The 24,069-nt window shown below is 71.9% G+C and carries 18 protein-coding genes; 8 read left to right on the forward strand and 10 right to left on the reverse strand.

The genetic code is table 11. The features are described from left to right. The first annotated feature begins 88 nt into the window (after nt 1-88). The 6 genes from repA (at nt 89) to BMX97_RS06340 (ending at nt 11,628) form a co-directional block, all read left to right on the forward strand. Nucleotides 89-1,309: a plasmid partitioning protein RepA gene (gene repA / locus BMX97_RS06315; RefSeq protein ID WP_091746799.1), complete on the forward strand. Its 1,221-nt coding sequence runs from the start codon at nt 89-91 to the stop codon at nt 1,307-1,309. After that, nucleotides 1,306-2,358, forward strand: a complete 1,053-nt coding sequence (repB, locus tag BMX97_RS06320; protein WP_091746802.1) for a plasmid partitioning protein RepB — start codon at nt 1,306-1,308, stop codon at nt 2,356-2,358. The genes repA and repB overlap by 4 nt, the downstream gene beginning before the upstream one ends. Before the next feature lie 198 nt (nt 2,359-2,556). Then, on the forward strand, nt 2,557-3,690 hold the full coding sequence (locus BMX97_RS06325) for a replication protein RepA (RefSeq protein ID WP_091747057.1): 1,134 nt from the start codon (nt 2,557-2,559) through the stop codon (nt 3,688-3,690). Nucleotides 3,691-6,022: 2,332 nt separating this feature from the next. Then, nucleotides 6,023-6,763 (forward strand): ImuA family protein, encoded by a 741-nt coding sequence (locus BMX97_RS06330; RefSeq protein WP_091746805.1) that lies wholly within the window; start codon nt 6,023-6,025, stop codon nt 6,761-6,763. After that, nucleotides 6,681-8,183 (forward strand): DUF6504 family protein, encoded by a 1,503-nt coding sequence (locus BMX97_RS06335; protein WP_091746808.1) that lies wholly within the window; start codon nt 6,681-6,683, stop codon nt 8,181-8,183. The genes BMX97_RS06330 and BMX97_RS06335 overlap by 83 nt, the downstream gene beginning before the upstream one ends. 223 nt (nt 8,184-8,406) lie before the next feature. Continuing rightward, entirely contained in the window at nt 8,407-11,628 is a 3,222-nt protein-coding gene (locus BMX97_RS06340) for an error-prone DNA polymerase (protein ID WP_091746811.1), read from the forward strand. 166 nt (nt 11,629-11,794) lie between these two features. On the opposite strand, the gene BMX97_RS06345 is transcribed toward BMX97_RS06340, so the two are convergent. Genes BMX97_RS06345 through BMX97_RS06355 form a run of 3 tightly spaced genes read right to left on the reverse strand, consistent with a single transcriptional unit; the run spans nt 11,795 to nt 15,513 of the window. Then, nucleotides 11,795-12,667 carry an isocitrate lyase/PEP mutase family protein gene (locus tag BMX97_RS06345; RefSeq protein WP_244538305.1) on the reverse strand — a complete coding sequence of 291 codons (873 nt, stop codon included), beginning with the start codon at nt 12,665-12,667 and terminating at the stop codon, nt 11,795-11,797. Between the two features lie 14 nt (nt 12,668-12,681). Beyond that, the gene (locus tag BMX97_RS06350) at nt 12,682-14,022 is read right to left on the reverse strand and encodes an MFS transporter (protein ID WP_091746812.1); all 1,341 of its coding nucleotides are present in this window, start codon (nt 14,020-14,022) and stop codon (nt 12,682-12,684) included. Between the two features lie 60 nt (nt 14,023-14,082). Then, nucleotides 14,083-15,513, reverse strand: a complete 1,431-nt coding sequence (locus BMX97_RS06355; protein ID WP_091746815.1) for an FAD-binding oxidoreductase — start codon at nt 15,511-15,513, stop codon at nt 14,083-14,085. Between the two features lie 131 nt (nt 15,514-15,644). Here BMX97_RS06355 and BMX97_RS06360 point away from each other — a divergent pair, with 131 nt between their 5' ends. Beyond that, the gene (locus BMX97_RS06360; RefSeq protein ID WP_091746818.1) at nt 15,645-16,322 is read left to right on the forward strand and encodes a GntR family transcriptional regulator; all 678 of its coding nucleotides are present in this window, start codon (nt 15,645-15,647) and stop codon (nt 16,320-16,322) included. Nucleotides 16,323-16,493: 171 nt separating this feature from the next. On the opposite strand, the gene ssuD is transcribed toward BMX97_RS06360, so the two are convergent. The 5 genes from ssuD to msuE form a co-directional block, all read right to left on the reverse strand. Then, complete coding sequence (gene ssuD, locus BMX97_RS06365) at nt 16,494-17,657, reverse strand: FMNH2-dependent alkanesulfonate monooxygenase (protein ID WP_060846925.1); 1,164 nt, start codon at nt 17,655-17,657, stop codon at nt 16,494-16,496. 234 nt (nt 17,658-17,891) lie between these two features. Next, nucleotides 17,892-18,728, reverse strand: coding sequence for an ABC transporter ATP-binding protein (locus tag BMX97_RS06370; protein WP_091746821.1), 837 nt, complete (start codon nt 18,726-18,728; stop codon nt 17,892-17,894). 43 nt (nt 18,729-18,771) lie between these two features. Continuing rightward, complete coding sequence (locus BMX97_RS06375) at nt 18,772-19,563, reverse strand: ABC transporter permease subunit (protein WP_091746824.1); 792 nt, start codon at nt 19,561-19,563, stop codon at nt 18,772-18,774. 6 nt (nt 19,564-19,569) lie between these two features. After that, on the reverse strand, nt 19,570-20,526 hold the full coding sequence (locus BMX97_RS06380; protein WP_091746827.1) for an aliphatic sulfonate ABC transporter substrate-binding protein: 957 nt from the start codon (nt 20,524-20,526) through the stop codon (nt 19,570-19,572). Further along, nucleotides 20,523-21,104, reverse strand: a complete 582-nt coding sequence (gene msuE, locus BMX97_RS06385; protein ID WP_091746830.1) for an FMN reductase — start codon at nt 21,102-21,104, stop codon at nt 20,523-20,525. Before msuE ends, BMX97_RS06380 begins: the two co-directional genes overlap by 4 nt. 567 nt (nt 21,105-21,671) lie before the next feature. Between msuE and BMX97_RS06390 the strand changes: the two genes are divergently transcribed. Next, nucleotides 21,672-22,091 carry a tellurite resistance TerB family protein gene (locus BMX97_RS06390; RefSeq protein WP_091746833.1) on the forward strand — a complete coding sequence of 140 codons (420 nt, stop codon included), beginning with the start codon at nt 21,672-21,674 and terminating at the stop codon, nt 22,089-22,091. A 442-nt stretch (nt 22,092-22,533) separates the two neighbouring features. On the opposite strand, the gene BMX97_RS06395 is transcribed toward BMX97_RS06390, so the two are convergent. Both BMX97_RS06395 and BMX97_RS06400 read right to left on the reverse strand, forming a co-directional pair. Further along, the gene (locus BMX97_RS06395; protein WP_091746836.1) at nt 22,534-23,493 is read right to left on the reverse strand and encodes a D-2-hydroxyacid dehydrogenase; all 960 of its coding nucleotides are present in this window, start codon (nt 23,491-23,493) and stop codon (nt 22,534-22,536) included. 172 nt (nt 23,494-23,665) lie between these two features. Then, nucleotides 23,666-23,935, reverse strand: coding sequence for a hypothetical protein (locus BMX97_RS06400; protein ID WP_060846919.1), 270 nt, complete (start codon nt 23,933-23,935; stop codon nt 23,666-23,668). Between the last annotated feature and the right edge of the window lie 134 nt (nt 23,936-24,069).

The following is a 24,069-nucleotide window of genomic DNA, read 5'->3' on the forward strand; positions in this document are numbered from 1 at the left end:
GGATCGTTAACCAAAAACCGTTTGCGTCGCCACGGCCACGCTGGCATCGTCTTACGGAATTTTTCCGCGATGCGCCCGAGTACCGTAAATGCCAGATGTGCCGCAGGAGCAGGCAAACGCCGCAGCCTCCGACCGTCCCTCGATCACCCGGATCATCGCCGAGGACGGCAGCGCCCTGTCGAGCGAGCTGAACGCGCTCCGGCGCACCCTCTTCCCGCCGGCCTCGCACAAGCTGCTGCGCTCGTTCTCCTCCGGCGAGGCAGCGAAGCTGATCGGCGTGGCGGACGGCTACCTGCGCCAGCTCTCGCTCGCCAGCAAGGGCCCGCAGCCGGAGATCGGCCCGGGCGGGCGCCGCTCCTACACGCTCGGCCAGATCAACGAGTTGCGCCAGCTCCTCGACGACGGGCCGAAATCGAAGCGCTACGTGCCCCACCGCTCCGGCACCGAGCATTGCCAAGTGCTGGCGGTGGTGAACTTCAAGGGCGGGTCGGGCAAGACCACCACGGCGGCGCATCTCGCCCAGTACCTGGCGCTCCGCGGCTACCGGGTGCTCGCCGTCGACCTCGACCCGCAGGCCTCGCTGACCGCGCTCCACGGCTACCAGCCGGAATTCGACGTCGGCCCGAACCAGACCCTCTACGCCGCGATCCGCCATGACGACGAGCAGAAACCGCTCTCCGAGGTGGTGCGCAAGACCTACTTCCCGGGGCTCGACCTCGTGCCGGGCAACCTCGAACTGATGGAGTTCGAGCACGACACCCCGCGGGTATTGGCCGACCGCAACGCCGAACCGTTCTTCGGCCGCATCGCCACGGCGCTCGGCAGTGTCGCCGACGATTACGACGTGATGATCCTCGACTGCCCGCCGCAACTCGGGTTCCTGACGCTGGGCGCGCTCTGCGCCGCCACCGCGATGCTGGTCACGGTGCATCCGCAGATGCTCGACGTGATGTCGATGTGCCAGTTCCTGCTGATGGCCTCCGACCTCCTCGGGGTGGTGCAGGAGGCCGGGGCCGACCTCGACTACGACTTCCTGCGCTACGTCGTGACCCGCTACGAGCCGTCCGACGCCCCCCAGACCCAGATGGTCGGCTTCATGCGCTCGCTGTTTCGCGAGCGGGTGCTCACCCACCTGATGCTGAAATCGACCGCCGTGTCGGATGCCGGCCTGTCGAAGCAGACGCTGTACGAGATCGGCCGCGAGAGCTTCACCCGCGCGACCTACGACCGGGCGATCGAGGCGCTCGACGGGGTCAACGGCGAGATCGAGGCCCTGATGCACCGCGCCTGGGGACGCGTGCCGTCATGAAGCGCAAGGACGCCCTCCGCGCCGCACTCGGCGCCCGCTCCCTCGACCGCGAGACGCCGCCGGCGGAGTTGCCAGCTGGCAACCCGGCCGAGACGCCGGCCGCGGCGCCCGATACCACCCCGGAGGCGCCCCGACCGCTGGTGCGCTCCGGGGCCGTCGGCGCCATGGGGCGCAGCCTCGGGCGCATCGCCAGCGCGGCGGCGGAAGCCCGCGCCATGGTGGCCTCCGGCGACCGGGTGGTCGAGCTCGAGACCGCGCTCGTCGACGGCTCGTTCGTGAAGGATCGCCTGTCGGTCGATCCGGAGGATCACGCCGCCTTCGTGGCGCTGATCCGCGAGCGCGGCCAGCAGGTGCCGATCCTGGTGCGGCCGCACCCGACCGAGGCCGGCCGCTACCAGGTCGCCTACGGCCACCGCCGCCTGCGGGCGGCGATCGAACTCGGCCGGCCGGTCCGGGCGGTGGTCAAGACGCTCTCGGACGAGGATCTCGTCGTCGCGCAGGGCCAGGAAAATTCGGCCCGGGCCGATCTCAGCTACATCGAGCGGGCCTTGTTCGCGATCGCCCTCGAGGATCGCGGCTTCGACCGCGCCACCGTCATGGCGGCGCTCGCGGTGGAGAAGACCCAGCTCTCGCGCCTGCTCGGCATCGGCCGGGCGGTGCCGGCCGACATCGTGGCGGCGATCGGCCCGGCACCGAAGGCCGGGCGGCCGCGCTGGACCGCGCTCGTCGAGGCGCTGGCCCGCGAGGGGGCCGGAGACGTGATCGCCCGCGTCCTAGCAACGCCGGATTTTTCGGATCTGTCCTCGGACGACCGCTTCGCCCGGCTGTTTTCGGCGCTCACCGCGCCGGCGCCGCGGCCGGCGCCGGTGCCGGCGGTGTGGACCACCCTCGGCGGCCGGCCGGTGGTGCGGATCGACCGCGGCCGCCAGGGCACCCAGCTCACCGTCGACGACAGCCTCGAGCCGGACTTCGCCGCCTACCTGATCCAGAGTCTTCCGCAGCTCTACGCCGCGTTCGCCGAGTCGAAGACCCGCGACGAGACCGATTAAGGTTCGTCCCACGTCAGAGCCGGAGAGACGAAGACTCTCCGGTTAGCCACACCGATTCACAGGAATCTGGCGATCTGCTTCGGAATCTCGCCCGACTCGACTCTGTCGAGTCGGGTTTCGCGCGTTAGGACTCACCAAACAGTGTCACGATGCGCGCCTGCACAAGGCGACATGCCCCTGCGGAGCCCCTTGGTGGAGATGACGACCCCGCCGCCATCCGTCCTCGAACCGGTCGAGGGCGTGCGCGACCCCGACCTCCTCGAGATCGTCGAGAAGGCGCGCGGCAGCGTCGCCTACAAGGCGACGCTCGCCTTCGTGCGCGCCAGCCAGGCCAAGCGCGACGCCGAGTTGGAAGCGCGCGACAAGCTGGTGGTGCTGAAGGCCGAGGCCGCCGCCGAGCGCGCCCGGCTGCCCCGCAACGCGCGCCGCCGCGACATGGTCCGCGAGGTGATCGAGAACGAGCCGGCGGCACCCGAGAACATCCAGCACATCCACTCGGTCCTGGCGCTCTGCGGCCTGCCGTATCGCGAGCCGAAGGGCGTCACCAACGTCTCGCGGGAATACGGCCGCAACACCCTCGCCATCAATGCCGGCCGGCTGATCAACCCGTCGACCGGCGAGATGGAGATGCAGGGGCTGCCCTACGGCCCGAAGGCGCGCCTGCTGCTGCTGCATCTCTGCACGGAAGCCGTGCGCCAGCGCAGCCCCAAGGTCGAGGTGGCGCAGAGCATGTCGGGCTTCATCCGCGACATGGGCTTTCCGGTCACCGGCGGCGAGCGCGGCACGCTCAAGCAGTTCAAGGAGCAGCTCAACCGGCTCGCCGCCTGCTCGATGCAGATCGGCCTGTGGGACGGCACCCGCGCCTCGACCCTCAATGTGCCGCCGTTCCGGCAGATGGACGTGTGGCTGCCGCTGCACAACCACCCGGACCAGGGCCTGCTCTGGTCCTCGACCATCACCTTCCACCGCGAGTTCTACGATAACCTGATCCAGCACGCCCTGCCGGTCGACATCCGGGCCGCCCGGGCGTTTGCCGGCTCGGCGCGCAAGCTCGACCTGCTTTTTTGGGTCGGCTACCGGCTGTCGCGCCTGGAACGGCCCCTGCGGCTCACCTGGGACAACCTCTACAAGCAGTTCGGCAGCGAGAACGGCTCGATCCGCTCCTTCCGCCAGGAATTCCGCAAAGACGTCGCCCACCTCACCGAGGTGTTTCCGCGCCTGCGCCTGACCCTCGACGACGGCGGCATGCAGCTTTTGCCCTCCGATCCGAAGGACCTCCTGGTGCCGCCCAAGGCAGCACTGGCGAATAGGCGAGCCCGCGCAAGGGCTTGACTCCGCCGACTTGCCTACGTGCCGGCTCGGGAGAGGGGAGGGGCGTCGGCTGCGCGTGACGTCTCGCGCCGGCGGTGCGGGGTCGTCCGCGTGACGTCGTGACGAGAAATAGGATTTATTTCCTTTATCTGATGACGACTCGGTTCCATTTTTCGGTCGCGACATCCGCTTGTCCGGCAGAGCCGCCAACCGGCGTTTCTCCTCGGCATCCACGCCGGATCCCATCTCTCGGGTGGTCGATCGCGTGCACAGAGATCGCCCCAAGAGCCATTGATTTCGCTCGAAACATTCAATCTCATTCGCGCCCTCATCCCGAGGTATCAGGCGATTGAAGATCGGCTGACTTGGACGAAGACTTCCAGAACTCGCTGCGGTCCCTGGATCGTTCCTTCGAGGTACGTCCATCTTCCATGGGCCACCGCCCCAGGATGGGGCCGAGAACGGCATAGACTTTTCAGCTCTGGTCGAACATGCCCTCGAAGGAGACGTGCGGATCCGCCGGGATCTTGCGAGAGAGGAGGCGTGCCGGCCCTATGGTCGGACGGCCTTCCCCGCGAGGGCGCACGGGCCGTCTCGTCCCGGTTGCCAGCTGGCTGGATCCTCCTCGACGCGACGACCTGCGCTACGCGTGAGCCGACGCCGGGATCGCAGCTGCTGCCGTCAGGCGTCACGCTGCTCGGCGGTCGCTCGTCGACCCGGCGTACCTCATCCGGCAATGATCGTGACGCGTGGCACGCAGGAGACCTACAAGTCTCTCGGCGCGGCCCGGAGTCCTCGTATCGAGTCTCGTCCCTGCGAGAGCCTCGGGGCGCGGTCGTAGCGATGGTCGTTTTTGATTTTTATCGATATATTTTTATTTTTCCTGCCAAATAAGACGGTGATTGCTTCGAAATACACTTTGAATGGCGAATAACATAGGTTAAATATCGAAAAACTCGAGCGATCATTTGTAAAAAATACTTGCATGATCGATCGCACCTGTCCAGCCTCGCACGCCTATCCTACGCCGAGTTGCCTACGCTTCACCCACTTCGGACACGCCCGTCGGCACGCTGAACTGCCTACGCCCCCGCACACCGCCGCCGCCCCCGGAATCGAACGCTTCCGCGTTGAGATTCCGCATCTTTTCCGGGACCGGTGCCACGCAGAGCCGCCTACGGTCCGTGACCGGATCGACGCCGAATTGCCTACGCGGCCGCGGGACGGCGCAGGCTCCCGCCAACCCTCCGGGGCGACAGCGCCGGGAGTCGCGCCAAAGTATATCCGGCCGCCGGCAAGGCCCGGCGAGTCGAGACGGAGTCCCGCATCGGGACGGCGAATCATCAGGGGGCGTCGAGGCGAGTCGGTTCGCCCGGCTCAAGCCTCGGCTGGACTCATCCCCGGGGAAACGCAGCCGGTTGTTCTGGGCTTTGTCGAACGAGGACTCGGGCGCCGCGAGTCTCCGACTCGCCGCCCGAGGCTCCAAGACTCTCAGCCTCGGTCGGATGACGGGCCCGAGCTCTGAAAACGAAGCGGGGAGGGGAGGGCGCTCCCGCCAAGCCGGCACGGGTCCCGCGCACCTGCCGGTCGAGCCCGAGAACCCCCTCAATCCCGATCCCCAAATCCCTTTTTATGAGAGATTCAGAATCTAGATTCAGAGTCTGAATCCGTAGAGCTATATGGGTATTATATGGGGTGGCGATTTCCCGTTGCCGATCAACGGCTTAACCCCTGTTTGCGTAGGCAGGTCTGCGCGGTCGCGTAGGCAACTCGGCGCAGGCCCGTAGGCTCGTCTGCGTGGAATCCGGGGGGCGGGGAAGGCGACTCTGCGCGGCCTCGTAGGTTACTCGGCGCAGGGCCCCGATTAACAGCTTGGAAAGCTGTGTGAATCGCGGATGGCCCGCCGTAGGCAACTCGGCGTGCCGGTCGGGGCCCGCAGCAGGCCCCGGCGAGGCCCGATTCCGGGCTCGCGCCCGACCTCGATTCTCACCCCCGGCACGGCCGGAGCCCGAAACCCCGGATTCTCCGCCAGGAGGCCCGTGGAGGCCCGTCCGTCCCGAGGACAGTTGTACGGCACCTGCCGGCCTCGAATCCAGCTCAGCGGCGATCCTGGCGGCTTGGCGCGGGTTGTCCCACGGCTATGCCCGAATCCGGCGCGTGGCCCGGGCCGGACCGATCCCGTTGTGGTCCAAGGCCTTGCGACTCGGGCCGAGGCCGTTGTCCCCGCTGCCGTCAACAGGCGACCGGGATTCCGTGGGCCGGTGAGGCCGTCCATCCACAGCCCCGGTTGACACCCCCCCGAAACCGAACAAAACAGGAACATATTCGGGTTTCGGTCGGTGATGGGCATGAGATGCGACAGGCCGGGCGGGAGCGGCAGCTCGCGGCGTTGCGCGAGCAGATCGGCGGGCTGGCGCCCGAGGCGGCGGGACGTCCGGTCCTGTCCTTCGGCGTCGACCCGATCGACACCCATCTGCCGGGCGGGGGCCTGCGCCTCGGCGCGGTGCACGAAGTGCTGGCGGCGGGCCCGGTGGACGGGGAGGGGGCGCTCGCGGCCCTGTTCGTCGCCGCGATCCTGGCCCGGCTCCCCGGCCCGGTCCTGTGGTGCCTCACCCGCCGCGACCTCTTCGCCCCCGGCCTCGCCGCGGTCGGGCTCCATCCCGACCGGGTACTCTACGCCGAGACCCGGCGCGAGACCGAGGTGCTGCCCACCATGGAGGAGGGGTTGCGCCATCGCGGCCTCGCGGCGGTGGTCGGCGAGGTCGCCCGGCTCGGGCTCACCCCGTCGCGCCGGCTCCAGCTCGCCGCCGAGGGCAGCGGGGGCCTCGCCCTGGTGATCCGCCGCTGGGGCGCCGCCGTGCCCGAGCCCAACGCCGCCGCCACCCGCTGGGGCGTCACCGCGGCGCCGTCCCCGGCTCTCTCCGTTCCGGGCCTGTCGCGGGCCCGCTGGACCGTGGCGCTCGTTCGCGCCCGGGGCGCCGAGCCCCGCACCTGGCTCCTCGAGGCTCCCGATGCGAAGGGTCGTCTGCGTCTTCCTGCCGAGCTGGCCGACCGACCGCTGGCGGCGCCGGCACGGCGCGCCGCCGCCGGATGAGCCGGTGGTGGCCGCCGGCCAGGACGGGCCGCGCCGGGTGATCACCGCCCTCGACCGGGCCGCCCGGGCGGCGGGCCTGCGCCCCGGCCTCGCGCTGGCGCAGGCCCAGGCGATGGTCCCGGGCCTCACGGTCATCGCCGCCGACCCGGAGGGCGACGCGGCGGCGCTCCACCGCCTCGCGGCCTGGTGCCTGATCTACGCGCCCCTCGTCGCCCCCGAACCGCCGGACGGGATCTGGATCGACGTCGCGGGTGCCGCCCACCTGCAGGGCGGCGAGGCGGCGTTGCTCGGCTCCCTGCGCCGCCGCCTCGCCCGGGCCGGCTACCGGGTGCGGGTGGCGCTCGCCGACACGCCGGGCGCCGCCTGGGCCGCCGCCCGCTGCCTGCATCCCGAGACCGTGCTGCCGCCGGGCGGGCAGCGCCCCCACCTCCTCGACCTGCCGCTCTGGGCCCTGCGCCTCGATCGTGGAACCGTCGCGGGGCTGGCCCAGCTCGGCCTCAGCCGGGTCGCCCACCTCGTCGACCAGCCCCGGGGGCCGCTGCGCCTGCGCTTCGGCGAGGAGCCCGGCCGCCGCCTCGACCAGGCCCTCGGCCATGCTCCCGAGCCGCTCGCCTATCTCGCGCCCCCGGCCGAGCACGCCGTGCGCCTCACCTTCCCGGAGCCGATCGGGGCGCCGGAGACCCTGGCCCGGGTGGCCGGGCGGCTCTGCGCCATGCTGGCCGAGGCGCTCGCCCGGCATGGCCTCGGGGCACGCCGGCTCGACCTGGTGTTTCGCCGCGTCGACGGCCTCGACCAGGCGGTCAGCGTCGGCACCGCCCGGCCGAGCCGCGACCCCACCCACCTCGCCCGCCTGCTGACCGAGCGTCTGCCGCAGGTCGATCCCGGCCACGGCCTCGACGAGGCCCGGCTCTCGGCTCCCCGCGTCGAGCGGCTGGACGCGCGCCAGCTCGCCGCCCCCGGCGAGGAGCCGGATCCGGACGCGATGGCCGAACTCGTCGACCGGCTGGTGCTGCGCCTCGGCCCCGGCCGGGTGTTTCGCCGCAGCCCGGTCGAGAGCGAGTGGCCCGAGCGAGCGGTGCGCCGGGTCGCCCCCCTGAGCCCCGCCACCGGCGTCACCTGGCCCGCCGACCTGCCGCGGCCCGGCCGGCTGCTGCCCGTGCCGGAGCCGGTGGCGGTCCTGGCCGCGCTCCCCGACGCGCCGCCCACCGCCTTCACCTGGCGCGGCACCCGCCGCCGGGTGGCGCGGGCCGACGGGCCGGAGCGCATCTTCGGCGAGTGGTGGCTCGCCGAGGACGAGGTCGCGGCCACCCGCGACTATTACCGGGTCGAGGACGAGACCGGCGCCCGCTACTGGCTGTTTCGCGATTGCTTGAACCGGGAGGGCGCGCGCTGGTGGCTGCACGGCCTGGGGGAGGCGTGATGCGCCGGATCGCTCGGAGCCTGCTCGATCGGGCCGGATCTCGTCCCATCCGCGACCTCATCCTGAGGTGCGACCGGAGGGAGCCTCGGAGGAGGGCTCCAGGGATCACTGCGACATCTGGAGCCCTCCTTCGAGGCTCCCTGACGGTCGCACCTCAGGATGAGGTCGCGGGCGGGACGGAGCATGCCGACGGTGCCGTCGTCGGCAGCCGGTCGCGCCCCCGATGACCGTCGAGCTCCAGGTCACCACCCACTACTCGTTCCTGCGCGGCGCCTCCTCGCCCGAGGAGCTGTTCGCGGCCGCCGCCCTCCTGGGCATCCGGGCGCTCGCCGTCACCGACCGCAACTCGCTCGCCGGGCTGGTACGGGCGCATGCGGCCGCGCGCACCACCGGCTGCCGGCTCGTCGTCGGCTGCCGGCTCGACCTCGCGGAGGGCTGGAGCCTCCTCGTCTACCCGACCGACCGGGCGGCTTATGGCCGGCTCTGCCGGCTCCTCACCCTCGGCCGCTCGCGCGAGCGCGCGCCCCGCGGCGGTTGCCACCTGACAACCGCCGACGTGGCGCAGTGGAGCCGGGGCCTGCTCGCGGTGCTGCCGGCCGACCGCGCCGACGAGACCCTGACGGAGCGCCTGCGCCTCTTGAAGGCGATCTTCGGAAAAGACCTGTCCTGCGGCCTGTCGCGCCGCTTCGGCGTCAACGACCACCTGCGGCTCGCCGAGATCGCCGGCCTCGCCCGGGCGGCGCGGGTGCCGACCGTCGCCCTCGGCGACGTGCTCTACCACGTCCCGGAGCGGCGGATGATGCAGGACGTGGTCACCTGCATCCGCCTGAAGACCACGATCGAGGCGGCGGGCTTTGCCCGCGAGCGCCATGCCGGGCGCCACCTGCACGAGCCCGACGAGACCGCGCGCCTGTTCGCCCGCCACCCGGAGGCGCTGGCCCGGGCCGTCACGATCGCCGAAGCCTGCCGCTTCTCCCTCGACGAGCTGACCTACACCTACCCGGACGAGGCCGGCGAGGACGGCCGGCCGGCGCAGGTGCGGCTGGCCGCGATGACCTGGGAGGGGGCGGTGAAGCGCTTCCCGGCCGGGGTGCCGGAGGCGGTCCGCAAGCAGCTCGCGGACGAGCTCGATCTCGTCGCCCTCAAGGCTTACGCGCCGTACTTCCTCACCGTCGAGGCGATCGTCCGCTATGCCCGCTCCCAGGGCATCCTGTGCCAGGGCCGCGGCTCGGCGGCGAATTCGGCGATCTGCTACTGCCTCGGCATCACGGCGATCGATCCGGTGGCGCAGGGCCTGCTCTTCGCCCGCTTCATCAACGTCACCCGCGACGAGCCCCCCGACATCGACGTCGATTTCGAGCACGAGCGCCGGGAGGAGGTGATCCAGTGGATCTACGCCACCTACGGCCGCGCGCGCGCCGCGCTCACCGCCACGGTGATCCGCTACGGCGCCCGCGGCGCGGTGCGGGAGGTCGGCAAGGTGCTGGGCGTGCCCGAGGACGTCACCGGCGCGCTCGCCCGCCTGGTCTGGGGCTGGTCGCGCGACGGCGTCGGCGAGCGCGAGGCCAAGGCGCTCGGCCTCGACCTCTCGCAGCGCCGCTTGCGCCTGACGCTGGAGATCGCCCGGGCGCTGATCGGCACACCGCGCCATTTCGGCCAGCATCCGGGCGGCTTCGTCCTCACCCTCGACCGGCTCGACGATCTCTGCCCGGTGGTCCCGGCCCGGATGGAGAACCGCCAGATCATCGAGTGGGACAAGGACGACATCGAGACCCTGCGCTTCATGAAGGTCGACGTGCTTGGCCTCGGCATGCTCGGCTGCCTGCGCCGGGCCTTCACGCTGCTCGCCGAGCACCGGCCGGAGACGAATCCGCCGCGGGAGATCGCCGACATTCCGTCGGACGACGGGCCGACCTACGCGATGATCCGGAAGGCCGACACGATCGGGGTGTTCCAGATCGAGAGCCGGGCCCAGATGGCGATGCTGCCGCGGATGCAGCCCAAGGATCTCTACGACCTCACCATCGAGGTCGCGATCGTGCGGCCGGGCCCGATCCAGGGCGACATGGTCCACCCCTATCTGCGCCGCCGCCGCGGCCTCGACCCGGTCAGCTACCCGACCGAGGCCCTGAAGGCGGTGCTCGAGCGAACCCTCGGCGTGCCGCTGTTCCAGGAGCAGGCGATGCAGGTCGCGATCGTCGCCGCCGGCTTCACCCCCGCGGAGGCCGACGGCCTGCGCCGCGCCATGGGCACCTTCAAGGGCGACGGCACGATCAACCTCTACGAGGAGAAGCTCGTCGGCGGGATGATCGCCAACGGCTACGACCCGGATTTCGCCGCCCGCACCTACCGCCAGCTCGAGGGCTTCGGCTCCTACGGCTTCCCGGAGAGCCACGCCGCCTCCTTCGCCCTCATCGCCTATGCCTCGTCCTGGCTGAAGTGCAACCATCCCGACGTGTTCTGCTGCGCGCTCCTCAACGCCCAGCCGATGGGGTTCTACGCCCCGGCCCAGATCGTGCGCGACGCGCGCGCCCACGACGTCGAGATCCGGCCGATCGACGTCAACGCCTCGCGCTGGGACTGCACCCTGGAGCCGGCGGGGGAGGGGAGGCTGGCGGTGCGTCTCGGCCTGCGGCTGGTCCGGGGCCTGGGGAACCAGGACGGCGCCCGGATCGCCACCGTGCGGGAGGCCGACCTGTTTCGCTCGGTCGAGGACCTGTGGCGCCGGGCCGGGCTGTCGCTGAAGGGCCTGCGGAGCCTGGCCGCGGCGGACGCCTTCGCGGGCCTCGGCCTTGATCGCCGCGCCGCCCTGTGGGCGATCCGTGGCCTCGCGCCCGAGCCGCTGCCGCTCTTCGCGGCGGCCGACCGGCGCGAGGCCGCGCCGCTCCCCGAGATCGCCGAGCCGCCGGTGCGCCTGATCCCCCTGGGGGAGGGGGCCGCCGTGGTGGCGGATTACCGGGCCGCGGGCCTGAGCCTCGGCCGCCACCCGCTCGCCTTCCTGCGAATGGACCTGTCGCGCGACGGCGTCTCGGCCTGCGCGGCGCTCCGCCGGCTGCGCGACGGCGCCCGGGTGACCGTGGCGGGGCTGGTGCTGGTGCGCCAGAAGCCGGGCTCGGCCAAGGGCGTGATGTTCATCACGCTGGAGGACGAGACCGACACCGCCAACCTGGTGATCTGGCCGTCCCTGTTCACCCGCCAGCGCACTCTGATCCTCCAGGCCGGCCTGATGGCCGCCCGCGGCCGGGTGCAGCGCGAGGGCGAGGTGATCCACCTCGTCGCCGAGCACCTGATCGACCGCTCGGACCTGCTCGCCCGCGTGGCCGAGGACGCGCCGGGCGAGCCCCTGGCGGTCGATGGCGGGCGGGGCGACGAGGCGCGGCGCGGCGGCGGCGATGCGCGGGGCGCGGCACTGCCGCTGCGGGTGGGGAGCCGGGATTTCCGGTGAGGGGGCGGGTCGTCCGCGCGCCGCATCGGACGGGATCGTCGTTGACCGCTTGTCTCCCGCCAGTCCCGGATCTCGTTCCGCTGGCGCTCCCATGGTCCGGGACTGGGGAGAGAACTTCTCGACGGCGGGTAAGCAGGAGGCAGGGATGTACCCGCCCCCCCCCCCCTCATCCCCCGAACCGGTCCGCCCGCGCCTGGTGTCCGGCGAGGTCGACCAGGTCGGCGAAGGCGCCGTAGCTCGTCATGGCGTCGGCGCGACCGCTCGGCGTGCCGTCGCGCCGGAGCGCCGCCAGGGTCTCCTCCATCGCCCGCACGGCCGAGAACAGGGCGCTCAGCGCGTAGAAGGCGAGGCTGAAGCCCATCGCCTGGAGGTCGGCGGCCGTCAGCGCCACCGCCTCGGTGCCGTCGACGATCGACACCACCTTCGGCCCCGGCACGGCGCGGGCGATCGCCTCGACCTCGGCGACGCGCTTGACCCCGTCGACGAAGACGAGGTCCACCCCCGCCTGGGCGTAGAGGGCGGCCCGGCGGACCGCCTCGTCGAGGCCCATCGCCGGCAGCGCGTCGGTGCGGCCGATGACCAGGAGGTCGTCCTCGCCCCGCGCCTCCAGGGCGCAGGCGAGGCGCCGGGCGTTCTCCTCGGCGTCGACGAGGCGGATCCCGGCGAGCTGGCCGCAGCGCTTCGGCGCCACCTGGTCCTCCAGGTGGATCGCCGCCACCCCGGCCTGGACGTATTCGCGCACCGTGCGGTGGAGGTTGGCCGGCCCGCCATAGCCGGTATCGGCGTCGGCGACGACCGGGATGGTCACCGCCCGGGTCATGATCCGGGCGTGCTCGGTCATCTCGGTCTGCGACATCAGGCCGAGATCGGGCAGGCCGAGCCGGGATGCCGTGGCGCCGAAGCCCGTCATGTAGACCGCCGGGAAGCCGGCCCGCTCGACGAGACGGGCCGTGAGCGCGTCGGCCGCGCCCGGCGCCATGACGATCCCCTCCGCCATCCCGGCGCGCAGCCGGGCGGCGGGGGTCATGCGCGCCGTCATGCCAGCGCTCCCCGTCATGCCAGCGCCCCCTTGGAGGCGACGGCGTCGGCGCGGGCCTCGTCCCTAAGCTCGGCCCGGGCCGGGATCAGCGCGACGAGGAGCGAGGCGAGGAGCGCGCCGCCGCCGATCACCCACAGGCCGGCGAGGCCGGTGCCGGCCCAGCCCTCGGCCGCGACCTTGAGGTTCGGGGCCACGAAGCCGCCGAGATTGCCGATCGCGTTGATGACCGCGATGCCGCCGGCCGCCGCGGCGCCGCCGAAATACCCCATCGGGAAGGTCCAGAAGATCGGCTGGGCGCTGATCAGCCCGGCGACCGAGACGCAGAGCGCCGCCACGGCGACCAGCGGCGGCAGGTAGCCGGACGCGATCATGCCGAGGCCGGCGCAGAAGAGCGAGACGACCGCGAAGGTCCGCCGGCGCCCGCTGCGCTGGGCGAGGCCCGGCCAGAACGCGCTGACCGCGAAGGCACAGAGCCACGGGATGCTGGTGACCAGGGTCACGCCGAGGCCGATCTTGGTGCCGAGCAGCGCGCTCACCTGCGCCGGCAGGTAGAAGGCGATGCCGTAGCCGCAGATCGCGATCGAGAAGTAGGTGAGCGCGAAATGCGCCAGCAGCGGGTTGCGGAAGATCGCCCCGAGATGGACCGCGCCGTGCGCCGACTTGGCGGCGTTCTCGGTGGCGATCGCGGCCTCGAGCGCCGCCTGCTGGCGGGCCGGCATCCAGGCGGCGTCGCGCGGCCGGTCGGTGAGGTAGAAGTAGGCCCACACGCCGACGAGCGAGGCGGCCAGGCCCTCGACCAGGAACATCAGCTGCCAGCCGGTCAGCCCGAAGGCGCCGTGCATGTCGAGGAGGAGGCCCGAGATCGGCCCGCCGAGGATGAAGCAGAGCGGCTGGCTCAGGTAGAACAGGCCGAGGATCTGGGCCCGCTCCTTCGCCGGGAACCAGTAGGTCAGGTAGAGCAGCACGCCGGGGAAGAAGCCGGCCTCGGCGATGCCGAGCAGCACCCGCAGCACCGCGAACGAGGTGTCGCCCTGCACGAAGGCCATGGCGGCGGCGAGCAGGCCCCAGGTCACCATGATGCGCGACAGCCAGACCCGCGCCCCGACCCGGTGCAGGATCAGGTTGCTCGGCAACTCGAACACCGCGTAGCCGATGAAGAAGATGCCCGCCGCGAAGGCGAAGGCCGCTTCCGAGATCCCGGTCGAGAGCTGGAGCGCCTGCTTGGCATACGCCACGTTGGCGCGGTCGAGGTAGGCCAGCAGGTACATCAGCACCAGGAACGGCACCAGGCGCCGCCGGGCAGTGGCGACGGCGGCCTCGGTGTCCGACGGCGGTAAGGCGACGGCAGGTGTCATCGGGCGTTTCCTTTCGTTTGTTGTCGTGATTTTTGGTCGTCGTGGCTGTCGTGGCGGCGCTCAGTCCGCTTCGTCCGGCAGGACTTTGCCTGGCAGGACTTTGCCTGGATTGAGGATGCCGAGCGGATCGAGCGCCTGCTTGATCGCCCGCATCACCCCGATCGCCGCGCCGTGCTCGAGGTCCATGAACTTGACCTTGCCGGAGCCGATGCCGTGCTCGCCGGTGCAGGTGCCGTCCAGGGCGATGGCGCGGCGCACCAGCCGGTCGTTGAGCGCTGCGGCCTCCGCCAGCTCCGCCTCGCTCGACGGATCGACGATCAGGCCGAGATGGAAGTTGCCGTCGCCGACATGGCCGACCGTGGTGATCGGGAACGAGGCGCCGGCGATGTCGGCCCGGGTCTCGGCGAGACAGCGCGGCAGGCTGGCGATCGGCACGCAGACGTCGGTGCTCCAGACCCGGCCGTTGGGGCGAAGCGCCTGGACCGCGTAGTGCACGTCGTGGCGGGCCCGCCACAGCCGGGCGCGGGCATCGGCATCGGCGGCGGTCTCGAAGCCGAGCGCCCCGTTGCCCTCGGCGAGCGCGCCGACCAGCGCCATCTGCTCGGCGGTGCCGGCCGCCGTGCCGTGGAACTCCATGAACAGGGTCGGCGCCTCGGTGAGCGCGGTGCCCGAATGGCGGTTCACCGCCGCGATGGTGACCGGATCGAGAAGCTCGACCCGGGCGATCGGCACCCCGCACTGGACGATCTCGACCACGGTCGCCACCGCCGCCTCGACGCTCGGAAAGGCGCAGACCGAGGCCGCGACCGCCTCCGGGATGCCGTGGAGCCGCACCGTCAATTCGGTGACGATGCCGAGCGTGCCCTCCGAGCCGACCAGCAGCCGGGTCAGGTCGTAGCCCGCCGAGGATTTGCGCGCCCGCGAGCCGGTGCGGATCACGGTGCCGTCCGCCATCACGGCGGTGAGGGACACGACGTTGTCCTTCATCGTGCCGTAGCGCACCGCGTTGGTGCCGGACGCCCGCGTCGCCGCCATGCCGCCCAGCGTACTCTCGCCGCCGGGATCGACGGGAAAGAACAGGCCGGTGTCGCGCAGATGCGCGTTGAGCTGCTGGCGCGTGACCCCGGCCTCCACGGTCGCGTCGAGGTCGTCGGCCCGCACCGCGGCGATGCGGGTCATCCGGCTCAGATCGAGGCAGACGCCGCCGTGGAGCGCCGCGACGTGGCCCTCGAGCGAGGTGCCGCCGCCGAACGGGATCACCGGGACGCGGTGGCCCGCGCAGGCGCGCACGACGGCCGACACCTCGTCCGTCGTGAGGGCGTAGCAGACCGCATCGGGCGGTCGCGTCGGGTGGTAGGATTCGCCGCGGCCGTGATGCTCGCGCTCGGGCAGGCCGCGGGTGAAGCGGTCGCCGAGGAGGTCGGCGAGCGTCTGCGCCAGCCCATCCGGCAGGCCGGCCCGGAGCGGACGGGCCGCGATGCTTCCTTCCATGACGCCCCTCCCGGCGATTCGATCGTTGCCCGGGAGCGTGCCGCAATCGCGGCCCGCGATCAAGTCGATCGTACCTTGGATACAATAGATGCGCCGGTCGCGGACGGGATGGGCCTGTGCGATAAGCCGGCATGCCGCCGATCCAGCTCGATCTCAAGGTTCCGAAATCGCTCTCCGCCGCGGTCGAGGAGCGCATCCGCGACGCCATCGTGAACGCGGAACTCGCCTTCGGCCAGCCCCTGCCGGAGGACGGCGTCGGCCTCGCCATGGGGGTGAGCCGCACGCCGATGCGCGAGGCGCTGACGCGCCTCCAGGCGCAGGGGCTGGTGGTGATCGTGCCCAAGAAGGGCACCTTCGTGTTCGACCCCTCGCCCGACGACGTCGACCAGCTCGCGGCGTTCCGGCTGATGCTCGAGAGCGAGGCGGTGCGCCTCAGCCTCGCGGTCGCCCCGGAGGCGGCGCTGGCGGGCCTGCGGGCGGCCCACGCGGCGATGGAGCAGGCGCGCCGGGCCGGCGACGGCCGCGCCTATGCCCGGGCCGACACCGTCTTCCACGCCAGCTTCCTGCGCCAGTGCGGCAACGGCTACCTGGCGAAGGCCTACGAATCCATCGCCTGGCAGGTGGCGGCGCTGCGCGCCCATCTCTCGGTGCCGCGCCTGCACGAGCAGGACACCTCGTTCTCCGAGCACGCGGCGATGATCGGGCATTTCGCGGCGGGCGAGGCGGAGGCCCTGCTGGCGATCCTGAGCCGCCACATCCTGCGCTCCGCCGCGGTGTACCGCGAGGCGATCCGGGTGCGCGCCGGGTAGGCGGCCGGGCGGCGCCGACCCCACCCCGCGGCGCGGTCGCCGTCCGCGCGGTCGCCGCCATGGTCCGGGCGGGCCTGCGCGTGCCGGAGGGTTGGCGCCGAGTTCCCGGATGCCGAATCGGGACGTCGGTCGCGGCGGCCCGCTCCGGGCGGAGCGGGCCGTGAACCACCCTCAATGCGCCGAGACGCCCCGGGTCGGCACGATGTCGTTGGCGATCACCTCGCCGAACGGGCCGTCGTTGCGGGCATTGGTCGCCGCCCGGCCGGTGGTGCTGCGCAAGGGGAGCTTGGGGAAGACCAGCTCGGCGAAGCGGTAGGCCTCCTCCAGGTGCGGGTAGCCGGAGAGGATGAAGCGGTCGATCCCGAGGTCGATGTATTCCTTCATCCGGTCGGCGACCTGGTCGGGCGAGCCGACGAGCGCGGTGCCGGCCCCGCCCCGCACCAGGCCGACGCCGGCCCAGAGGTTCGGCGAGACCACGAGCTTGTCGCGCCGGCCGCCGTGGAGCTGCATCATCCGGCTCTGGCCGACGGAATCCTGGCGCGCCAGGGTCGCCTGCGCCTTGGCGATGGTCGCGTCGTCGAGGCGCGAGATCAGCGACTCGGCCGCCTCCCAGGCGGCGGATTCGGTCTCGCGCACGATGACGTGCAGGCGGATGCCGTACGAGAAGGTCTTTCCGCGCTTGTCCGCCGCCTCGCGGGCCCGGGCAATCTTCTCCGCCACGCCGGCCGGGGGCTCGCCCCAGGTCAGGTAGACGTCGCAATGGTCGGCCGCGACCTCGATCCCGGCCGGCGACGAGCCGCCGAAATAGAGCGGCGGATAGGGTGTCTGCACCGGCGGGAAGATCAGCCGGCCATCCTCGACCTGCAGGTGCTCGCCCCGGTAGGTCACGGTCTCGCCGGAGAGGAGGGCGCGCCAGACCCGCAGGAACTCGTCGGTCACCGCGTAGCGCTCGTCGTGGCCGAGAAAGACGCCGTCGCCGCGCAGCTCCACGGGGTCGCCGCCCGTGACCACGTTGATGAGGAGCCGCCCGTCCGAGATCCGGTCGAGGGTGGCGGCCATGCGGGCGGCGGTCGAGGGCAGTTGCAGGCCCGGCCGCACCGCCACCAGGAATCGCAGGCGCTGCGTCAGCGGCGCCAGCGCCGAGGCGACGACCCAGGAATCCTCGCACGAGCGCCCGGTCGGCAGCAGCACCCCGTAATAGCCGAGCTCGTCCGCGGCCTGGGCGATCTGGCGCAGGTAGGGCAGCGAGACGGCGCGCGCGCCTTCCTGGGCGCCGAGATAGCGGCCGTCGCCGTGGGTGGGCAGGAACCAGAGGACGTCGGTCTGGCCGGTCATGGGGGGACTCCGGGGGAAAGGGGCGCCTGTTCGGCGGCAGTGATCGAGTTTTCCCACCCGCGACCTCATCCTGAGGTGCGACCGCAGGGAGCCTCGAAGGGGGGCTCCAGAAGTCTCAGGGCTAGCTGGAGCCCTCCTTCGAGGTCAGTCGATCTGCGATCGACCAACACCTCAGGATGAGGTCGCGGGCGGGGCGTGGCGGGCGTTTCGTCCGATTGTTCTCCGAACGATCCGTCAGCCCCGCCCATCCAGCAGGTGATCGAGAATCCGCCCTTCGAGGGCCGCCAGGTCCGGGTCGCCGCGCCGGCGCGGGCGGGGCACCGGCACCGCCACGTCGAGGGCGATGCGGCCGGATTCGACGACGAGGATGCGGTCGGCGAGCGCCACCGCCTCGGCGACGTCGTGGGTGACGAGGAGCGCCGTGAAGCCCTGCGCGCGCCAGATCCGCTCGATCATCGCCTGCATGTCGATGCGGGTGAGCGCGTCGAGGGCGCCGAGAGGCTCGTCGAGGGCCAGCAGCCCCGGCCGGCTGACGAGGGCGCGGGCGAGGGCCACCCGCTGGCGCTGGCCGCCCGAGAGGGTGGCGGGCCACTGCTCCGCCTTCTCGGCGAGGCCGACCTCGCGAAGCGCCGCCGCGGCCCGGGCACGCCGCTCCGCCGCCGTGCCGCCGCGCAGGCCGACCGCGACGTTGTCGAGGACGCTGGCCCAGGGCAGGAGGCGCGGCTCCTGGAACATGATCCGGCGCGGGGCGTCCGGGCGCGGAATGTCCTCGCCCTCGACCGCGACGCGGCCGGCGCTCGGCGCCTCGAGGCCGAGGATCAGGCGCAGCAGGGTGGACTTGCCGCAGCCCGAGCGCCCGACCACGGCGACGAACTGGCCCTCCGGGATGTGCAGGTCGAGCCCGTCGATGACCGGCTTGCCGCCGTCGAAGCTCTTGGAGAGGCCGCGCAGGGTGAGGCCGAGGCCGGGAGCGGCCCGGTCGCGGGCGATCTCGCGGTCGATGGCCTCGCGGCGCAGGCGCGCAGGGGCGGCGGGGGCGCCCTCGAACCGGCGCAGGGTGCTGGCGAACATGTGGGGAGACCCTGGTGAGGAGATTCCGGACGCGGGTTGGGTGTCAGGCGGCGCGGTAGGCGGGGTTCCAGGCGAGGCAGGCGCGCTCGAGCCGGCGGGTGGCGAGGTCGGCGACCTTGCCGAGCAGCGCGTAGATCAGGATCGCCAGCACCACGACGTCGACCAGCATGAACTCGCGCGCCTGCATCGCCATGTAGCCGAGCCCGGAGGAGGCCGAGATCGTCTCGGCGACGATGAGCGTCAGCCACATGATGCCGAGCGCGTAGCGCAGGCCCACGAAGACCGACGGCAGGGCGCCGGGCAGCACCACGCGCCAGAAGAGCTCGGGCCGCGACATGCCGTAGATCCGTCCCATCTCGACCAGCTGCGGATCGACCGAGCGGATGCCGTGCAGGGTGTTGGCGTAGATTGGGAAGAACACGCCGAGCGCCACCAGGAAGAGCTTGGCCTCCTCGCCGATGCCGAACCACAGGATGACGAGCGGGATCAGCGACAGGTGTGGGATGTTGCGGATCATCTGCACGGTGGTGTCGGTGAGGCTGTCGGAGAGGCGCGACAGCCCGTTGGCGAGACCGAGGGCAAAGCCGATGCCGCCGCCGATGAGGAAGCCGCTCGCCGCCCGCAGGAAGCTGACGCCGAGATTGGTCCAGAGCTCGCCGGTCTCGGCCAGCCGCCAGCCGGCCGCCGCCACGTCGAGGGGAGCCGGCATCAGCCGGGTCGAGACCAGCCCGGCCGAGCCTGCGGCCTGCCAGCCGACGAGGATCAGGGCCGGGAGCAGCCAGGGGGCGAGGCGGCGCGCCGCGGCCGCGGGGGAGGGGAGGGCGGGAGCAGGCATGACGGGTCAGCCGTTCTGGGGGACGGGGGCACGCAGCGCGTCGGCGATCCGGATCGGCCGCGGGATCAGGCCGAGGGCGTGGAAGCGGTCGGCGACGCGCTGCTGCTCGGCGATGGCGCTCGGGGTCATCGGGCCGATGACGTAATCGGTGCGGTCCACCGCCCGGCGGGTCGCGGCGAGCGGCACGCCGGTACCCTTGGACAGGAGGGCGGCCACCTCGCCGCGGTTGGCCTCGCACCAGCGTGCCACGCCGGACAGCGCCTCGAGCGCCGCGTCGAGCACCGGGGCGCGCTCGGTCGCGACGGTCCTGTGGGCGAGGAAGAAGTTGTTGGGCTTGGCGATGTCGGTGGCGAGCGCCAGCACCCGGGTCGTCGGCTGCATCTCCGCGATGGCGAAGTACGGGTCCCAGATCGTCCAGGCATCGACGCTGCCGCGGGCGAAGGCGGCGGCCGCATCGGCCGGGGCGAGCGTCACCGGCTCGATGTCGCGGTAGGTCAGCCCCGCCTTCTCCAGCGCCGCGATGGTGAGGTTGTGGGAGCTCGACGCCTTGGCGAAGGCGACGCGCCTGCCCCTCAGGTCCGCCAGGGTGCGGAGGGGCGAATCCTTCTGCACCAGCACCGCCGCGCCCGAGCCCGCGGCCTCCTGGGCCGCCACGTAGACGAGGGGCGACCCGGCGGCCTGCGCGAAGACCGGCGGCGCGTCCCCGGTCTGGCCGAGGTCGATGGCCCCGAGGCTGATCGCCTCGAGGAGCGGCGGGCCGAACGAGAACTCGACCCAGGTCACCCCGACGCCGAGGGGCTTCAGCCGCGCCTCGATCGCCCCCTGCTGCTTGGCGACGACCAGGATGCCGTTCTTCTGGTAGCCGATGCGCAGGGTGTCGGCGCCGGCGGCCGAGGCCGGCGAGGGAGCCGGCAGGGCGACGCCGGCGAGCGCCGCCGCCAGCAGCGTGCGACGGTCGATCACCGGGCGCCTCCGGCGACGCGGGCGAGGGGGGCGGCCTCGGCGGCGCGGGCGCCGACGAGCGCCGCGAGCTGGCCGCCGGCCTCCGCCACCCGCTGGCGGATCACCAGGGAGTCGAGGCCGCCGTCGCGAAAGTCGGGATCGGAGGCGTAGACCGCCGTCGGGACGGTCAGCGCGGTGAAGAAGCCGAAGAGCGGGCGCAGGGAATGCTCGACCACCAGCGCGTGGCGCGGCCCGCCGCCGGTGGCGGCGAGGGCCACCGGCTTGCCGGCGAGCGCCTCGGGCGGGACGAGGTCGAACAGGTGCTTGAACAGGCCCGTATAGGCGCCCTTGTAGACGGGGGTGCCGACCACGAGGGCGTCGGCCTCCTCCACTGCCTCGACGATGCGCCGGGCCGGCAGCGAGAGCTGGTCGCGGGAGAAGGCTCCCCCGAGGCCCGGGCCGGCATCGACGAGGTCGAAGATCCGCACGTCGACCGGCACCCGCACGGCGGCCTCGGCGGCGATCGCCTCGACCAGGGTGCGGGTCTTCGAGGGCCGCTGGATGTTGGCGGAGAAGCCGACGAGGCGCAGGCGCGTCATGGAGGTCCATCCGATGCTCGAGGAGGGCGGCACGGCCGGGGCGTCCAGCCCCCGTGCAGATGCCGCTACGATGCCGCCGATCCCAAGATCAGTCAACGAAATGGAATTTCAAATGAATGTATTGATGGAGTGATTATTGCCACGGCGACGAGATGATGGAGAAGATACGGTTTTTCGGGGCTCGAAATCTGGAACGATGCCGCCGGGCAACGGGCCCGGCCGGCCCCATCGACCGGACGGGGGCGCCGGGCCGGGCGGATCCCGAGCGGCGTTCGCGTCCATGAGGTCGGGTCCTTTGGACTCGCCGGGACCGCGTGCCGGAGCCGGCCCGGCCGTCACGCATCGATCGTCGCATCGGGATTAAATCCGAACTGTGAACGTGCAGGCCAGTCGAGAGCCGCTATATGGGAGTGTCAGCCGGCAAAAAGAATACCGGAGGATGCAAAAATACTCCATCACGACACGGGGCGCGATGATCGACATCGGCGCGTCATTGGGGTAATCGACCGCCTGCGCTGACAGATCGTTTCAGCACTTGCCAGATCACCTTGCCAGGGGCCCCCGACGATGTTCAACATGTTCAAGTCGCAGACCTCGCTCGACCTCACGCCGCGGACCTGCCTCGCGGTGTCGCTGATCTACTGCATGGGCTCGGACGGCGAGATCGACCCGGAGGAGGTCGGCCACCTGATGTCCGTGCTCGGCCGCCACACGACGCGCCAGCACCTCGAATCCGCCGTCCGCTACGCCCGCGCCACCCAGCCGGCGCAGTTCCTGGCCGACGCGACGCCCCGCCTGCGCCCGGACCAGCGGCTCTGCATCGTCCTCAACATGATCGACAGCGCCATGGCGGACGGCGAAGCCGAGCCGGGCGAGCAGCGCCTCATCATGCAGTTCGCCGAGGCCTTCGGCCTGTCGGAGCAGGAGCTGACCCCGTACTTCAAGGCCTTGGTGGCGAAGAACGACCGGGCGGTGCTGGACCGGTAGCGAAGCCGGAGCGGGGGTGAGGGGGTCTTGCCGGGCGAGACTTTTACCTGAAACACCCCCTCACCCCGTGGGCTCGCCGTGTCCCTAACGAGGAGAACACGGCCCTCTCCCCGCCCGCGGCAGGTCTGTCCGGGAAAAAGAATGGCGCGTCTCCCCTCTCCCGTGTGGGAGAGGGGCCGGGGGTGAGGGTGACACGCTGCCGAGTAAAGCGCTGACCGTTCCGCTGCCAGCACGACACTCAGCGTTTCATACTGAAGCGTGTCACCCTCGCGCGATCTTCGATCGCCCCTACCCCTCTCCCACACGGGAGAGGGGATCCCGCGCTTGATTTCAAAAGGTATTTTTCCCCCGGATAGCCCTGCCGCCCGCGAGGAGAAGAGGGACACGTACGCCCTGCCGGGCCAGTCCGAGTCGGGGACGAAAGCCTGCCGCCGCGCATTCCTCACACCACCGGGTTCACCAGCTCCTCCCCCCGCCGCAGCCGCCCGAGATTCTCGATGAGCAGGCCGATCACCCGGCCCTCGTAGAGGCTCGTCTCCCCGGCGCTGTGGGGCGTGACGATCACGTTCGGCATCCGCCAGAACGGCGCGTCGGCCGGCAGCGGCTCATCGTGAAAACAGTCGAGGCCGGCGCCGGCGATCCGGCGCTCGGTCAGTGCGCGGGCGAGCGCGTCCTGGTCGACCACCCGGCCGCGAGCGACGTTAATGAGCAGCGCGCCCGGCTTCATCGCCGCCAGCGCCGCCGCGTCGATGAGGTTCTCGGTCTCCGGCGTCAGCGGGCAGGCGAGCGCCACCACGTCGGCCTCCTTCAAAGCCTCGTGCAGCCGGTCCGGAGAAAAGACCGCCTCGACCGGGTCGCCGGCCTCCCGCGGGCGCCGGCGTAGGCCGATCACCCGCATGTCGAAGGCCCGGCCCAGCCGGGCGATGTGGGTGCCGATGCGCCCGAGCCCGATCACCAGCAGCGTCCGGCCGCCGAGCTCCTGCTCGCGCCGGGCCGGATCGGCGATCATCGGCCGCCAAGTCGCGGCGGCCTGGTTGCGCAGGGCTTCCGGCAGGCGGCGGGTGAGGCCCAGCATCAGCGCGAGCGCGTGCTCGGCCACCGCGCGCTCGTTGCCGCCCTGCGCGCTGGCGAGGCGGATGCCGCGCTCACGCAGGGCGTCCTTCGGGAACTGGTCGGTGCCGGCGCTGACCGACTGGATGAAGCGCAAGCGCGGCGCCCGCTCCAGGAGGCCGTGCCGCCACAGGCCCGAGACCACCAGTACCTCGGCCCGCGCCACCGCCTCTTCCAGCGCGGCGACGTCGCGCACCTCGACGAAGGGCCCGGGCGCGCCCGCCGCCCGGTAGGCATCGCCGAGGCGATAGGCGGCATGGGCGAGGACGATCGGGCTGGCGGGGACGGTCATCGGCGGGCGGCTCGCGATCTCGCTGGGAAGGCCCGGAGTTCACACCGGGGCCGGATCCGAGGCAAGGCATGACGCCACGCATGAAAAAGGCCCGCCCCCGCTTGCGCGGGGACGGGCCTCACGGCTCGCGAGAGTGGACTCCCGAACGGGGCGGAACGGGAGCCCGGCTCGATCAGCGGCCGTAGACGTACGGGGCGGCCGGGGCGTAGCCCGGGGGCACCTCGCGAACGAGCACGCCGCGATCGTCGCGCGGGTAGACGACGACGCTGCCGGTGCTGTCGACGGACGGGACGCCGCCCGGGGCACCGTAGGCACGCTCGATACCGCCGAGCGGGCCGCCGGCCTGCGAGCCAGAACGGTTGTAGGGCGAGCCGCCCTGGGCGAAGGCGGGGGCGGCGGCGACGGTCAGCAGGGCAGCCGCGAGGGCAAGGCGGGTCTTCATCTCAGTACCTGTCAGTCGAAGGGGACCGCTAAGCGGTTTCGCAGCGTCAACCATCGTGCCGGCAAAAGGTTCGCTGCGACATGTGCGCTGCCGCACGCGGCCGCATCTGGGCGGTCCGGCCACCCGGATTAGTT

Source organism: Methylobacterium sp. ap11 (assembly GCF_900110515.1).
GTDB lineage: Bacteria > Pseudomonadota > Alphaproteobacteria > Rhizobiales > Beijerinckiaceae > Methylobacterium > Methylobacterium ajmalii.